Consider the following 12,574-nt stretch of genomic DNA (forward strand, 5'->3'; position numbering starts at 1 on the left):
TTTACAACTTTGTCCCTTTCACAATGCGATAGAGTGTTTCGAGCTCTTTCGCATTTAATATTTTCGGCACGGGGTAAAGCGGGTTTGCTTCCTTGCTTGCCGACTTCGCGAGTCTTGGAATGTCCTCTGTTTGGATAAATTCCAAGTGCTCCGGAATGTCCATTGAACGGTTCAACTCGCGAATCTGCATAATGAAGACTTTGGAGGCTTCGTGGTTATCGAGCTCCGATGGGACCGCACCAATGGCTTTTGCAAATGTTCCAAGACGCTTTTCGCAGGTTTCACCGTAAAACTCTAGAACGTGTGGCAGAATGACTGCGTTTGCAAGCCCGTGAGGCGTGTGGTACATGCCGCCTAAGCTATGCGCAATGGCGTGAACGTAACCGACGTAGGCGCGCGTAAAGGCAAATCCTGCGAGGTATGCCGCTTTCTGCAAGTTTTCTCTTGCCTTGATGTTGTGACCATCGCGATAGGCGTTCTGGATATTTTCGATAATCAATTGCCCTGCAGTGATGGCTGCTTCTTCGCTTCCGCCGAAATTGCTGTAGCCAATGTAGGCTTCAATGGCGTGCGTGAGCGCATCCATGCCAGTGGTTGCCGTAAGATTTGCGGGCAAGTCGAGCGTGATATTGGCATCGAGAATCGCAAGGCGCGGAATCAAGACGAAATCGTTAATCGGATACTTCTCATGTGTCTGCGGATTAGAAATCACGGCGGCCACAGTCGCTTCGCTTCCTGTCCCCGCCGTCGTCGGGATGGCAACGAGATACGGGATCTTGCGAAGAACGCGTAGCGTCCCTCGCATAAATGTAATCGGCGTCCAGCGCCTTACAATGCGTATGCCCACACCCTTCGCGCAGTCGATTGCTGAACCGCCGCCAAACGCGACAAGTCCGTTGCATTTGTTCTTGCGGTAAATGCGGGCGGCGTCATTGATGTTGTCAATCGTCGGATTTGGGATCGTCTGGTCGTAAATCGAATACTTGATGCCTGCTTCTTCCAAGTATTTTTTGATATTCTGGAAGTGCTCTGTTTGTGCCAAGAATACGTCTGTGACGAGGAGAACGTTGCTTACGTTATTCGCTTTGAGCTGGTTGGGGAGCTGTTGCAAACTCCCGGCGCCGTGAATGAGCTGCGGCTCGCGCCAAGGCATAAAGTGTATGCCAATGAAGAATGTTTTTTGGAAAGCGCGACAGGCGAATCTGTAAAAGAAAGATGCCATGTTTTACCTCCTACATCGACTTTAAAAAACGCAAAGCTTTTTCGGCAAAGTTCTGGATTTTGGATCGCAAACAACCCGGAATAATTCCATAGGGCGGGTGGAAAAATGTCACCGCATCGAACCCTTTCTGCTCCATGATATTGCGTTCGTGGCTAAACGTCTTGAATCCGAAAAATCCGTGGTAATTGCCTGTACCGCTCATGCCCACGCCGCCAAAGGGAACTTCCAAATTTTCGATTTGGATAATGGTGTTGTTCACGCAAGTGGACCCAGATGTGGTATGGCTCAAAACGTAATTGATATCGCGTTTGTTTGTTCCGAAGATGTACAGCGCAAGCGGTTTCGGACGGCTTTGCACAAATGCAATCGCTTCGTCGAGAGTCTTGTAGGAAATAATCGGCATGATCGGTCCGAAAATTTCGGACTTCATGATTTCCATGTCGGGCGTGACGTTTGTGAGTACGGTAATTGGCGTGTAGCAATTTTCGATATCGCTCACTCCGCCGATGACTTGCTTTGCGCCTTTGGCAATTGCATCCTTGATGAGCGCTGCATGGCGCTCGGTCGCACGCTTGTCGACGATGTGTACAAGGTCTTTACTTTCGTGACGCTTGGCTTCGGTATCGCCGAATCTGCGCTTGATATCTTCGGCAAAAGCTTCTGCAAATTCCTGAACTTTGTCTTCGGGGCAAAGGGCGTAATCAGGCGCAATGCAGGTTTGCCCGCCGTTGAGCGTCTTGCCCCAGGCAATCTGCTTGATATGCTTCTTGACGTTTATGCCGGGGAGCAGAATCGTGGGCGACTTTCCGCCAAGTTCAAGCGTGATACTGGCGTGGTACTTGGCTGCCATTTCTGCAATGTGTGCACCGACCTTCGGACTCCCCGTAAAGAATACATGGTCAAACGGAAGCTCTAATAACTTGTCTCCAATTTCAGCTCCTTCGCCTTCGATGAGTGCAATTTCATTTTCTGGGAAGTTTTCCTTAAACATCTTCACGAGAACAGCGCTCACGTGCGGCGTCTTGTGCGAAGGCTTCGCCATAATCACGTTGCCTGCCGCAATTGCCGAAATAATCGGGTTCACAAGCAACAAAAATGGATAGTTCCACGGTGCAAAAATCAGCACACGACCTTTGGGCTCGTAGTGGAGGCGGCTTTTGGAGGTGGGCAAAAAGAACACGCGACTTGCACTTTTGTCCTTCATCCATTTTTTCAGATGGCTGATGGTGTGGTCGATTTCTTCGATGGTCGGGAAAATTTCGCTGAGCCAAGCTTCGAAACGGGGCTTATGGAAGTCCTGCCAAACCGCTTCGTAAAACTCTTCTTGATACTTCACGACGGCTTCGCGAAGCTTTTTTAGCTTTTGAATACGCTCTTTGGCGCTCGTCTGGGCTATTTTCCAGCGATTTTCTCCTTGAGCGTTAAAAATCTTTTTGATATCAATCCCATGTATTTCGTTCATACTCAATAAGATAGAACATATTGAGCAAAAAAAGGCTTTTGGGGTGGTGAAAAACAAAGCTTTTTTAAAAATTATCCTGTTTCATCTATTCATGTATTTTTGTAAATTGAAACTATGGGTTCCTTAATTAAGTATAAAGGCAAAGCCCCGCAGGTGGGCGAGCGCGTGTTTATCGCCGAAGGCGCATGCCTAGTGGGCGATGTGAGCATTGGCGATGATTCGTCTGTTTTCTACAATGCGGTGTTGCGTGCCGATTTGGCAGAAATAAAAATTGGCAAGCGTACAAATATCCAGGATAATGTGAGTGTCCATGTTTCGACGGGTGTCGGTGTGAACATTGGCGACGAGGTGACTGTTGGTCATGGTGCGGTGCTTCACGGCTGCACGATTGAAGATAACGTTCTCGTGGGCATGGGTGCAATTATCATGGACGGAGCCCTCATCATGAAAAATTGCATTGTCGGTGCAGGCGCTCTTGTAACGGCTGGAAAAAATTTTCCTGAAAATTCCCTCATTGTGGGATCTCCGGCGCAAATCGTTAGAACACTGACGGCAGAAGAAATTAAAAACGTAAAGATTGGCGTAGAACACTACTTGGACGCAAAGGATGAACTTCTAAAAAATGTATAAGTTCTTTTTCCTAATAAATCCGGTGAGTGGAGGTGGACAAGGAAAGGTTATCCATAAATTTCTTCCTGAAATTATGGAGTCTATGGATTTTAAGGCCGACGAATGGAAGGCTGAATTCACGCGCAAGGAAGGAATGGAAGAGCAAATTTTGACGGCTCTTTCTTCGACGGAAAAACTTGTTGCGGTGGGCGGCGATGGAACTGTTTCGTCGGTGCTTTCGATGATGCTTGTGTCGGCGCATGCGGACAAAGTTCAGATTGGGCTTATCCCGCTGGGTACAGGCAATGACTTGGCTCGCGTGCTTGGATTGTACAAGCCGTTTGCCGATAAGGGGCTTTTGTACTTGGTGCGCAGACTCCTTATGGCGAAGTCGAGACCGTTTGATATTTGGACGGTGAACGACAAGTTTGCGCTTGCCAATTATTTCTCTGCAGGCATTGATGCCCGTATTGCGCATGATTTTAACCATGACCGAGCCACGGGTGTTATTTCCTCGAATTCCGTAATTGCAAATAAATTGCATTACGTCAAGCGCTTTTTTGCAGACCGTGCCTATCACTTGAAAAGCGGAAAGATTTCGATGGTCGTCAATACGCCGGAACTCAATGAAACGGTGGATTTGACGGGCCATACGACGGTCATTGTCGGGAACATCCCGAGCTTTGCGAGCGGTGCTAATCCGTTCTTCAAGTCCGACATGGCGGATGGCTATTTGGAAGTGGTCTGCGTGCCGAACATGCTGAACTTCTTGCTTGCGATTGCCGTCGGGAACATCCCGGTCATCGGCTATTTCTTGAAAAAGAACTTGCTCAAGTCGCGTAAAGTACGCTCTTTGACGCTTGAACTTGCAGATGATGAATACATCCAGCTCGATGGCGAGGATTTAAGTGGCAAGGTGGGCAACCACGTTACCATTCAGTTTGCATGTCAAGTTCACATGCTCACGCTAGAGGAATAATGTTTTCGGTTTCTTTATCTGAAATTCTTGAAACGATGAATCTTAAAATGCCTTCGAACGAGGGCGTTTTAAATTTTGAACTGACTGGATTTTCTTCGCTCGATCAGGTGGGACCGCACGATGTCTCATTTTGGACGGGCGACGCCAAGACAGAAACGGGGCTTGCAGGGAATGCCGGTGGCGTGAGCGCAAGTGCTTTTGCTGGCGTTACGGCGGGGCTCCTCTTTGTGCCGAGTTTGTACGAAAAGTACTGCGTAGACGGTCGCTCGGAACTCTTGCCGAATGTGCATTTTGTATGCCCGGTTGAAAGTCCGTACCATGCGATGGTGACGTTCATGAAGGAATTTGTGGAACGTCGTGAAGTTTTTGAAGAAACGAAAATAGCAGCATCTGCACAAGTTCATGCTTCGGCGGTTGTCGAGGGCGTGGTGGGCGAGAACTCTGTCATCGGCCCGAATTGCGTGGTGATGAAGGGCGCTACTATTGGCGCAGGCACGATTCTTGAAGCGAATGTGACTGTTTACCCGCGTGTGACAATTGGCGAAGATTGCGTGTTCCAGGCGGGCGTTGTCGTGGGACCTCGCGGTTTTGGGTTTTATGAGTATGAGGGCAAGCGTCGTATGGTGCCGCATTTGGCGGGAGTCCGCATTGGGAACCGCTGTAGCTTTAGCGCTAATGATGTGGTCGCTGCAGGCTTTGTTTCTCCGACGGTGATTGGCGATGATTGCCATTTCGATACGTTCGTGCAAGTGGCGCATAACTGCCGTCTTGGGAACAACATCATGATGGCGTCGCAGTCTGGCGTGGCGGGCTCCGTGATTATGGAAGATGACGTGGAATTCGCTGGTGGCGTGCAGTCGGCGGGGCATTTGACGATTGGTAAGGGTGTGAAAGTCGCAGCCAAGGCGGGCGTGACCAAGAGCCTCAAGGCGGGCAAGGTTTATGCTGGCTATCCGGCCGAAGAAATTGACGTCTGGCGCCGCTCCGTTGTGAAACTCCGAATGATGGGCAAGAAATAATTTTATAAATTCCCGTTATCTAAATGAAAAAAGATTCTAGTAAAAGCCCGCGTGAGTGGGAATTTAGTTCTGCGTCTTTGTCTTATGGCAAGGCGAACGTAAAAATTGAAGTCCAGGAGTACAATCCGCAACTGGAGCCTCGCGTCGAATGGCGCGTGGGTGGTCGTGCTTTTTATAGTACCGATTGCGCAAAGTGCTTCACGGATTTGAAGTTCAGCGTGGCCCGTACTGCAATTTATGAATCGGGCGAAGGCGCTCACGCATTGACGCTTGCGTCTCCGGAACACCTTGCACCAGTATTCTTGATGTGGCCGTCTCGCCGCTTTGTGGTGGATGTCGCCTGCAACGAAGAAGGTGACAAGGGTTGTGTTGCTGAAGTCCCGCTGATGGATGGCAGTGCGCTCCCGTTCTTTAGCGAATTTCGCAGAAATGTGGGTGCGCCCGAAGAACTCGCTTTTTACGATGTTCCCGTGCATGCTTCGTGGGACTTGTTCCGCACGGATGTTGCAGATGCGGCTCAGGCTCAAAAACCGTATGGTTCCGTGAAAATCACGCCGAGCGAAGCGTTTGAGGTGGAATACATCCTGGAACGAAACGAAAACGGTCGCGTCTTTAAGTCGGCGGCGAATGTTTCTATTTACTCCGCAGAAGACTTGTACAATGTCTTTGCGGCGAGAACTTTCATTTTAAAAAACGAATTTGACGAAGCTCGCAAGGCAGGTTTGCTTGGCGGGGTGGATGAATCCTGTGGGCTCTTGCTCGACAATTCTCCGGAAGCTGTAGCTCCCGTGTTTAGAGTTGCCGATGAACCCGCTCGTCATAAAATCCTCGACCTGTTGGGAGACCTTTGCTTTGCAAAGCCTGCACTCCCGAAAGTTCGTCTGGAAATCATCAACGGTGGTCACTTGAGCCACAGAACAATCTTAGAAAAGGTGTTGCCCTATGCTTTACAATGAAGAACAAGTACATGCCCTCCTCCCTCAGAAGGCTCCGTTTGCTTTCGTGGACGAAATTCAGGAAATCACCGAAGGTGACCAGCCGTCTATTGTTGCTGTTTGGCACGTGACGGGCAAGGAAAAGTTCTTTGACGGTCATTTCCCGAACAATCCGGTGCTCCCGGGCGTGATTCAGATTGAATCCATGGCTCAGGCTGCAACGCTCTTGACGATGATTGCCAAGAAGGCCGATGTCGAAGGCAAGCGCCCGGCATTCATGGGTGTCGAAAACTGCCGTTTCCGCGCTCCGGTGATTCCGCCGCAGGACTTGACGCTCAAGGCTACGCTCGTGATGGCTCGCCATGGCATCTACAAGTACACGGGCGAAATCTGGCAGGGCGAAACGCTTATCTGCAACGCCTCCTTTAGCGCTGCAATGGTCTAATTAAGGCTGTGTTATGACGCGAGCTGACGATAAATTGAACGTGTTGATTCTAGCGGCTGGGCTTGGCACAAGGCTGAGACCTTTGACGTCGGAAATCCCGAAGCCGTTGGTTCGCGTTTATGACAAGAGTATTCTCGAAATCCAAATGGAGCGGGCGAAGTCGCTTGGCGATGTCCGCTTGCACGCGAATGCACATTACCTGGCCGACCAGATTGTAAGCGAAGGCGAACGTCTTGGCTTTGAAAAAGTCTGGGTCGAAACGCCTGAAATCCTCGGGACTGCAGGCCCGTTGCGCCGGATTTATGCGGCGGGGTATCGCGGTGGCCTCTTGATTATGAATGGCGACGCGTACTGCAATTTTGACTTGGGTGCGTTTGTGCGGAATGCTCGAAATCGCTGTGAGGCTGCTCTTTTGGCGGTCGATTTCCCGAAGGTGAACACGTTCCGCGTAGGGGTTGATGGTTGCCTTGCGGGCGTTGCCGGACGTTTTGGAGCCGATACGGGAACGGCTGCGACGTTCTCTGGAATTTCGTGGTACAGCGATGAAGCGCTTGCGAGAATCCGTGATGGCGAATTTGATATCCGTGAATTTTGGAAACAGGAAATTGCGGCTGGCCGTGCGCCGTTTGTCGATATGTCGCAGTTGCATGCCACTTGGATTGATATGGGCTCGCCTGAAGGTCTTATGGCTGCAGTGGAAGCGCGTTTGGTGGAATGTGGCCGCAATAAGAATGATGCGGTTGTGGAACCCGGCGTTGTCATTCCTGACGGTGTGAAAATTGCGCATTCCGTGATTTTTAAAGGTGCCGAAATTCAACCCGGCGAGACCATCGAAAACGAGATCCGCGGTCGCGGTTTTGTTTGGAAAGTTTAAATTATGAGAAAGTTTAGAGTAGTACTTGTTGAACCGGAACACCCGCACAATGTGGGTTTTGTCGCACGTGCCATGCATTGCTATGCATTGCCGGAACTTTATATTGTCTATCCGAAGCGCGACAAAGTCTTGGACAAATCTTACCATACGGCCGCCAACAGCCATGACATTCTGGATAACGCAAAGGTCGTCCACAAGTTCGAAGATGCCATTGGCGATTGCTCTTGCGCAGTTGCTTACAGCCGCCGCATTTTTGCAAGTTCCATCAAGCATACGATGGTGCAGAACTTGTCTGACATGCTCCCGGAAGACGGAACGATTGCACTCGTGTTCGGTCGTGAATCTTGCGGGCTTGCGCTTGAAGAAGTGAACGCTTGCACGTACCAGTGCGAAATTCCGGTGCCGGGACTCATGAGCTTGAATCTTGGACAGGCTGTTTCGATTAGCTTATACGAGCTTTGCCGTTCCGGGGCACTCGCGAACGGCGAGGGTCGCGCGAAGCGCACAACGCGAGGCGTTGCCGAAACGGGACCTGCAACTATTCAGCAGATTGACGGCTTCAAGAAGTTCCTCGACCGCTATCTCACGGGTCAGTATCACGATCAGGCATGGCGCGATAGCTTCCTCAACACGCTCTTGCAGCGTTTGCACCCGACGCGTAATGAACTCTCTGCTCTGTTCGGTTTGCTCCGCAATTTGGCTGGCAAGCCTGCTCGCTTGGAACATGCCGCTGAAAAGGCTGCAAAACAGGCGGCGCAGAGTGCTGAACAAGAATCCGCTCAAAAAGCGGAAGCTAAGGATTCGCAGAAGTCCAAGTAGCGCAACGCCGGAGATGGTATGTACGAAATTTTGCCTTACAGTCCTGAATTAGACCAGCGATTTGACCATTTCGTGGAATCGGAATCGGTGAATGGCACCTTTTTGCAGACTAGGCGTTTTTTGAATTACCATCCCGCAGGTCGTTTTAACGATGCGAGTTTTGCACTCCAAAAAAGTGGAACGATTGTTGCGTATTTCCCGGGCGTTGTCGTCGAAGGGAACCGCTTTGTATCGCATGCGGGCTCGACTTTTGGCGGTCCTGTTATTTCCAAGGATTTTTACAGTGGATCGCGACTGCCTGAAATTTTAAGCGAAGCCGATCGCTATTTGTCTAAAAATTTTAGTGGCGTGACTCTTAAGATTACACCGCAGCTCTTTTCTGTCGAAAGCCCGGAACTTTTGGAATATACGTTGGAACACCTTGGCTACAGTCGCCATACGGAACTCAGTTCCTTTACACCTCTCTCTTGCGATAAAGATCCCTTTGAAAATTGCAATAAGGAATGTCGACGCATTTTCAAAAAATCAGAAGGGATTGGCGTGGAATACCGCCCGCTTGGAAAGACGGAAGATTTTGAAACATTCTACCGGTTTCTGGAAATTTCCAAGGCGAAGCACAATGTGCATCCGGTCCATACGTTGCAGGAACTTTTCGACTTGAAGGAAATCCACATTCCTGAAAATATCCGTTTCAGGGGAATTTGGGATGGCGAAACGCTTGTTGCTGCGATGATGCTCTTTGTGTTCGAAAGAACATTGACAATCCACGCTCAATATATTGCCCCGAATCCGGATTATACAAAGTTCCAGCCTACGACTGCACTTTATGTGAGGGCTATGCGAGAAGCCGCTCGCGAGAAAATGAAACAGTTCTCGTGGGGAATTTCTACTGAAAATGGCGGTGATTATTTAAATCAGACTCTTATCCGCTTCAAGGAATCTCTTGGCGCGAAACCCTGCGTGAACGCTAGATATGTGAAGTAGCTTCCTTCACAAAATCTTCATACTCATAAATGTAATCGGATTTGTCGTAGTGCTCGGAAGCGAGTACCATGCAAACTGCGCCCGAAGAGAAATTCTCGATTTCACGCCAGTGCATTGTCGGGATGTAAAGCCCGTGGTAGGAACGGTTCAGGGAATATTTGGAACGCTTTTTGCCATCGTCCAGAATCACGTCAAAGCTGCCGCTTGCGGCGATAATCAGCTGACGGAGCTTGCGATGGGCATGGCCCCCGCGTGTCGTTCCGCCCGGAACGTCGTACAGGTAGTACAATCGCTTGATATCAAACGGGATGAGTTCGCCGCCTTCGACAACGCTCAAGTTGCCACGCTGGTCGTGAGCGATAGGGATATCAATTAAACGCGGTTCTTTAAGCTGTTCTTCGTTCCATTCCATGCCCTTAATATAACAAAACCATCTCAAAATGAGATGGCCTGCTTGAAAATTAGTGGCGTAATGAGAGTTCTTTTTGCTGAATTCTGTTAAATCGTAGATTATTCCTCATCATCTAAAATCTGCGGTTTTATGTTATTAAGGCATTTTTCAAATGCTTTGACGTTGTCTGTTTCGTAGCCTTCAACATAAAGAATCCTGTCCCCTTGAATGGTGAATCCGCGCTCTATTTCAAAATTGTTGATGTTTTCGTCTATGCATAAATCTTTGGATATGTTGCTTTTATATTCATAAGTTAAAGAGCAGGTGACTCCTCCAGAAACTACGCTCAAGGCTCCCTTTTCTTTTTCAAAAGCGTAGAATCCGTGTTTTTGTTGTCGAATGTTTCCTTCGACTTTTCTTTGCGTTACGTTGACTTTGTATGTTCTATCTCCGATGGTAAAGGTTTCTGAATTCTTTGTTTGGTTCTCTATGGTTACACCATAGTTATATGGGTCAATACTTCCGTAACCCCCATAACGAATAGTTCCGTCAGACCAGTCGTATGAATATAAAAGACTTCGTGGGTAAAACGGATCTCTTTGATGTTCTGTTAGAAAATCATACAAATAGAATCTAAAAAGAGATTCAGAATAATCATCGGTTATCGCAAGTTTTTTGAAGGGAGTTACAGAATACGTAGTATCGGTAACAAAACTACTTTCTGTTATAGATAAATAAACCTCAGGCCAGTCAAATTCTAAATCTTCGTCATCTATAAGGGCTCCTCTTGTGACGTCGTAACAACCGGGAATTCCTTTCCATTTCCCATCTAAGGAACCTGTTTTTTGCCCAATATACATTTGACCTTCACATTCGTGAGCTAAATTAGAGGTATATGTGCCGTTTTTAAAATTAAAATACTTTGTATGAATTGGATAAAGCACTAGAGTGTCGTTGTGTAATTCGTAGGCATAAGCATTTGTATCTGGCCGACTTGTTATTTCTTGCCATTCGGCTGTTTTATTGGTTGTATCTACCACACACGTGTTCTGAGTATGGGTTGTTATTGTGACAAATGTTTTTTGATCGGGAAATACTTGGAAAAAGTTTATTTCCTCATCGTTGGATGGGCCTGTACTGGAGTTGTCCCCGCAAGCTAAAAATAATGTAGATGAGGCGATTAAAGCCAATAGATGCTTTTTCATTGGAAACGTTCCTTTTAAAATGCTTTATACAGGCTGAGTTATTTTTCTTTCCATGCCCTTAATATAACAAAACAATTTCGAAACGAAATTGTTTGATGAAAAATATAATTGTGTATGGCAACCCCGGAATTATGTATCTCGGGAATATTATATTTACCGCATGACTGCAAAGACTATAAAAATCCAATATCTTGATGAATCGATCCCGAAACTCACTTACGTTGGTGGCAAATCCGACTGGATTGACCTTGCTGCTGCAGAAACGGTGACGCTCAAGGCGGGCGAATTCCGCTTGATTCATCTAGGTGTTGCGATGAAGTTGCCTGAAGGCTACGAAGCGCATATCGCTCCGCGCAGTTCGACGTTCAAGAACTTCGGCATTTTGCAGGCAAATTCTGTGGGCGTCGTCGATTCGAGCTACTGCGGTGCAAACGACTGGTGGAAAATGCCCGTATATGCCACTCGTGACGTGACCATCGAGAAGGGGAGCCGCATTGCCCAGTTCCGCATCATGGAAATCCAACCGACGATCACGTTCGTGGAAGGCGCGCTTGATGGCGCCGACCGCGGTGGCTTTGGTTCTACCGGGATTTAATTTTTAGAAAGAGTGTTTCCACTGCACGCCGATGGCATAGAAAAGCCATTCGCGACCTGTTGTGGTCATGAACGGTTCGTGTGCATCGTCATCGTATTTTTCAAGGAAACTGCGGCGGGCTCTAAAGTCGGCTAGCACATATAGCAGGTCTTTATCGCTGAGCTTGACTTCGACCATGGGCCAAATATCGATGGTCATAAAGTCGCCATCGTAATTGCCCGAAAATTTGCCGTAATCGCTGCTTTGGTAATTCCCCCAAAGAGAGGCTCCAATGCCAGCCATAGAGACCTTGAGTGGCATTTGGTATCCCAGGAAATATTCCTGTTCGTACACCCATCCGCTAGCCTGGCCGTAGGTGTTTCTCCATGTCCAGACGGATGATTTTGTTCCCGTCATTTTTTGGTAACCCGCTTTGTATGTAGCGGTCGTTACGATGTGATGCCATTCGCCTTCCCAGATGGCTGCCAAGTCGAACATAAAGCAGGCACTTGCCCAAGTATAAAGATACCAGTGCGCAAATGGCGTTAGGTTTTTGTATTTGGTCTTGGATTCGTCAAGTTTGGCAAGACCTTGTATATCATCGGTGAGTCCCCAGCCTGTGCCGATGGTTCCGCCGATAGAGAATTCGAGGAATGCAATCGGTGAAAATGTCACAGAAGCTAAAGGGGCTACCGTGACGGGGGAGAGCTCCAATCCAAGCTTGAATGCTAAATGATTGTCTGCGGTAAGCTCATCGGAACCGTTTAAAAACGGCATGGTGTAGGTGGCATCAAATTCGGTGACGAATTCGACACCATCGTAAATCCCGTTGATTCCAGAAAAGTGCGATGAACCTGTTTTATGGTCAGTTTTAGGATAATATCCTGCCGTTGTTAATAATGACAGTTCTAGTGGCGATTTATCCTTTTGCGCTGCTTCTTCCGCAAAAAGCACAGAGCTACAAGCGGTTATAAGCAAAATCGAAGCGAACTTATTCATAAAACATCCTTTGACCAAAAGCCCCCTTGTGGGGGTGCTCAATGATAATAAAATTAT

The 12,574-nt window shown here is 48.2% G+C and carries 14 protein-coding genes; 9 read left to right on the forward strand and 5 right to left on the reverse strand.

Annotation, left to right across the window (positions count from 1 at the left end):
- Position 1: 1 nt before the first annotated feature.
- Together BUC30_RS05685 and BUC30_RS05690 are read right to left on the reverse strand one after the other, a co-directional pair.
- Positions 2-1,222, reverse strand: coding sequence for an iron-containing alcohol dehydrogenase (locus BUC30_RS05685; protein WP_073423964.1), 1,221 nt, complete (start codon positions 1,220-1,222; stop codon positions 2-4).
- A gap of 10 nt (positions 1,223-1,232) precedes the next feature.
- Positions 1,233-2,684, reverse strand: a complete 1,452-nt coding sequence (locus tag BUC30_RS05690; protein WP_073423965.1) for an aldehyde dehydrogenase family protein — start codon at positions 2,682-2,684, stop codon at positions 1,233-1,235.
- 114 nt (positions 2,685-2,798) lie between these two features.
- Between BUC30_RS05690 and BUC30_RS05695 the strand changes: the two genes are divergently transcribed.
- The 8 genes from BUC30_RS05695 to BUC30_RS05730 are packed head-to-tail and all read left to right on the forward strand — an operon-like array spanning position 2,799 to position 9,348.
- Entirely contained in the window at positions 2,799-3,314 is a 516-nt protein-coding gene (locus BUC30_RS05695) for a gamma carbonic anhydrase family protein (RefSeq protein WP_073423966.1), read from the forward strand.
- A complete protein-coding gene (locus BUC30_RS05700) occupies positions 3,307-4,272 on the forward strand; it encodes a diacylglycerol/lipid kinase family protein (protein WP_073423967.1) in 966 nt (321 codons plus the stop codon). The genes BUC30_RS05695 and BUC30_RS05700 overlap by 8 nt, the downstream gene beginning before the upstream one ends.
- The gene (locus tag BUC30_RS05705; RefSeq protein WP_244536506.1) at positions 4,272-5,291 is read left to right on the forward strand and encodes a UDP-3-O-(3-hydroxymyristoyl)glucosamine N-acyltransferase; all 1,020 of its coding nucleotides are present in this window, start codon (positions 4,272-4,274) and stop codon (positions 5,289-5,291) included. The genes BUC30_RS05700 and BUC30_RS05705 overlap by 1 nt, the downstream gene beginning before the upstream one ends.
- Positions 5,292-5,314: 23 nt before the next feature.
- The gene (locus BUC30_RS05710) at positions 5,315-6,247 is read left to right on the forward strand and encodes a UDP-3-O-acyl-N-acetylglucosamine deacetylase (RefSeq protein WP_073423969.1); all 933 of its coding nucleotides are present in this window, start codon (positions 5,315-5,317) and stop codon (positions 6,245-6,247) included.
- Positions 6,234-6,671, forward strand: a complete 438-nt coding sequence (gene fabZ, locus BUC30_RS05715; RefSeq protein ID WP_014545193.1) for a 3-hydroxyacyl-ACP dehydratase FabZ — start codon at positions 6,234-6,236, stop codon at positions 6,669-6,671. The genes BUC30_RS05710 and fabZ overlap by 14 nt, the downstream gene beginning before the upstream one ends.
- 13 nt (positions 6,672-6,684) lie before the next feature.
- Positions 6,685-7,545: a sugar phosphate nucleotidyltransferase gene (locus BUC30_RS05720; RefSeq protein ID WP_073423970.1), complete on the forward strand. Its 861-nt coding sequence runs from the start codon at positions 6,685-6,687 to the stop codon at positions 7,543-7,545.
- A 3-nt stretch (positions 7,546-7,548) separates the two neighbouring features.
- Complete coding sequence (locus BUC30_RS05725; RefSeq protein WP_073423971.1) at positions 7,549-8,364, forward strand: RNA methyltransferase; 816 nt, start codon at positions 7,549-7,551, stop codon at positions 8,362-8,364.
- Between the two features lie 18 nt (positions 8,365-8,382).
- A complete protein-coding gene (locus BUC30_RS05730; RefSeq protein WP_073423972.1) occupies positions 8,383-9,348 on the forward strand; it encodes a GNAT family N-acetyltransferase in 966 nt (321 codons plus the stop codon).
- Here BUC30_RS05730 and BUC30_RS05735 read toward each other — a convergent pair.
- Positions 9,332-9,760 carry a sugar 3,4-ketoisomerase gene (locus BUC30_RS05735; protein WP_073423973.1) on the reverse strand — a complete coding sequence of 143 codons (429 nt, stop codon included), beginning with the start codon at positions 9,758-9,760 and terminating at the stop codon, positions 9,332-9,334. The two genes, BUC30_RS05730 and BUC30_RS05735, sit on opposite strands and share 17 nt — an antisense overlap.
- 98 nt (positions 9,761-9,858) lie before the next feature.
- The gene (locus tag BUC30_RS05740; RefSeq protein WP_073423974.1) at positions 9,859-10,944 is read right to left on the reverse strand and encodes a hypothetical protein; all 1,086 of its coding nucleotides are present in this window, start codon (positions 10,942-10,944) and stop codon (positions 9,859-9,861) included.
- 160 nt (positions 10,945-11,104) lie between these two features.
- Between BUC30_RS05740 and BUC30_RS05745 the strand changes: the two genes are divergently transcribed.
- Entirely contained in the window at positions 11,105-11,539 is a 435-nt protein-coding gene (locus tag BUC30_RS05745; RefSeq protein ID WP_073423975.1) for a dUTP diphosphatase, read from the forward strand.
- A 3-nt stretch (positions 11,540-11,542) separates the two neighbouring features.
- Here the strand turns inward: BUC30_RS05745 and BUC30_RS05750 are convergent, their stop codons facing one another.
- Positions 11,543-12,517 (reverse strand): hypothetical protein, encoded by a 975-nt coding sequence (locus BUC30_RS05750; RefSeq protein WP_073423976.1) that lies wholly within the window; start codon positions 12,515-12,517, stop codon positions 11,543-11,545.
- Positions 12,518-12,574: the final 57 nt, after the last annotated feature.

The organism is Fibrobacter sp. UWB7, from assembly GCF_900142945.1.
In the GTDB taxonomy this organism is placed as follows: Bacteria; Fibrobacterota; Fibrobacteria; order Fibrobacterales; family Fibrobacteraceae; genus Fibrobacter.

Coding starts and splice junctions, on each gene's coding strand:
- BUC30_RS05685 (WP_073423964.1), bottom strand. CDS start 1,222: ATGGCATCTTTCTTTTACAGATTCGCCTGTCGCGCTTTCCAAAAAACA.
- BUC30_RS05690 (WP_073423965.1), bottom strand. CDS start 2,684: ATGAACGAAATACATGGGATTGATATCAAAAAGATTTTTAACGCTCAA.
- BUC30_RS05695 (WP_073423966.1), top strand. CDS start 2,799: ATGGGTTCCTTAATTAAGTATAAAGGCAAAGCCCCGCAGGTGGGCGAG.
- BUC30_RS05700 (WP_073423967.1), top strand. CDS start 3,307: ATGTATAAGTTCTTTTTCCTAATAAATCCGGTGAGTGGAGGTGGACAA.
- BUC30_RS05705 (WP_244536506.1), top strand. CDS start 4,272: ATGTTTTCGGTTTCTTTATCTGAAATTCTTGAAACGATGAATCTTAAA.
- BUC30_RS05710 (WP_073423969.1), top strand. CDS start 5,315: ATGAAAAAAGATTCTAGTAAAAGCCCGCGTGAGTGGGAATTTAGTTCT.
- fabZ (WP_014545193.1), top strand. CDS start 6,234: ATGCTTTACAATGAAGAACAAGTACATGCCCTCCTCCCTCAGAAGGCT.
- BUC30_RS05720 (WP_073423970.1), top strand. CDS start 6,685: ATGACGCGAGCTGACGATAAATTGAACGTGTTGATTCTAGCGGCTGGG.
- BUC30_RS05725 (WP_073423971.1), top strand. CDS start 7,549: ATGAGAAAGTTTAGAGTAGTACTTGTTGAACCGGAACACCCGCACAAT.
- BUC30_RS05730 (WP_073423972.1), top strand. CDS start 8,383: ATGTACGAAATTTTGCCTTACAGTCCTGAATTAGACCAGCGATTTGAC.
- BUC30_RS05735 (WP_073423973.1), bottom strand. CDS start 9,760: ATGGAATGGAACGAAGAACAGCTTAAAGAACCGCGTTTAATTGATATC.
- BUC30_RS05740 (WP_073423974.1), bottom strand. CDS start 10,944: ATGAAAAAGCATCTATTGGCTTTAATCGCCTCATCTACATTATTTTTA.
- BUC30_RS05745 (WP_073423975.1), top strand. CDS start 11,105: ATGACTGCAAAGACTATAAAAATCCAATATCTTGATGAATCGATCCCG.
- BUC30_RS05750 (WP_073423976.1), bottom strand. CDS start 12,517: ATGAATAAGTTCGCTTCGATTTTGCTTATAACCGCTTGTAGCTCTGTG.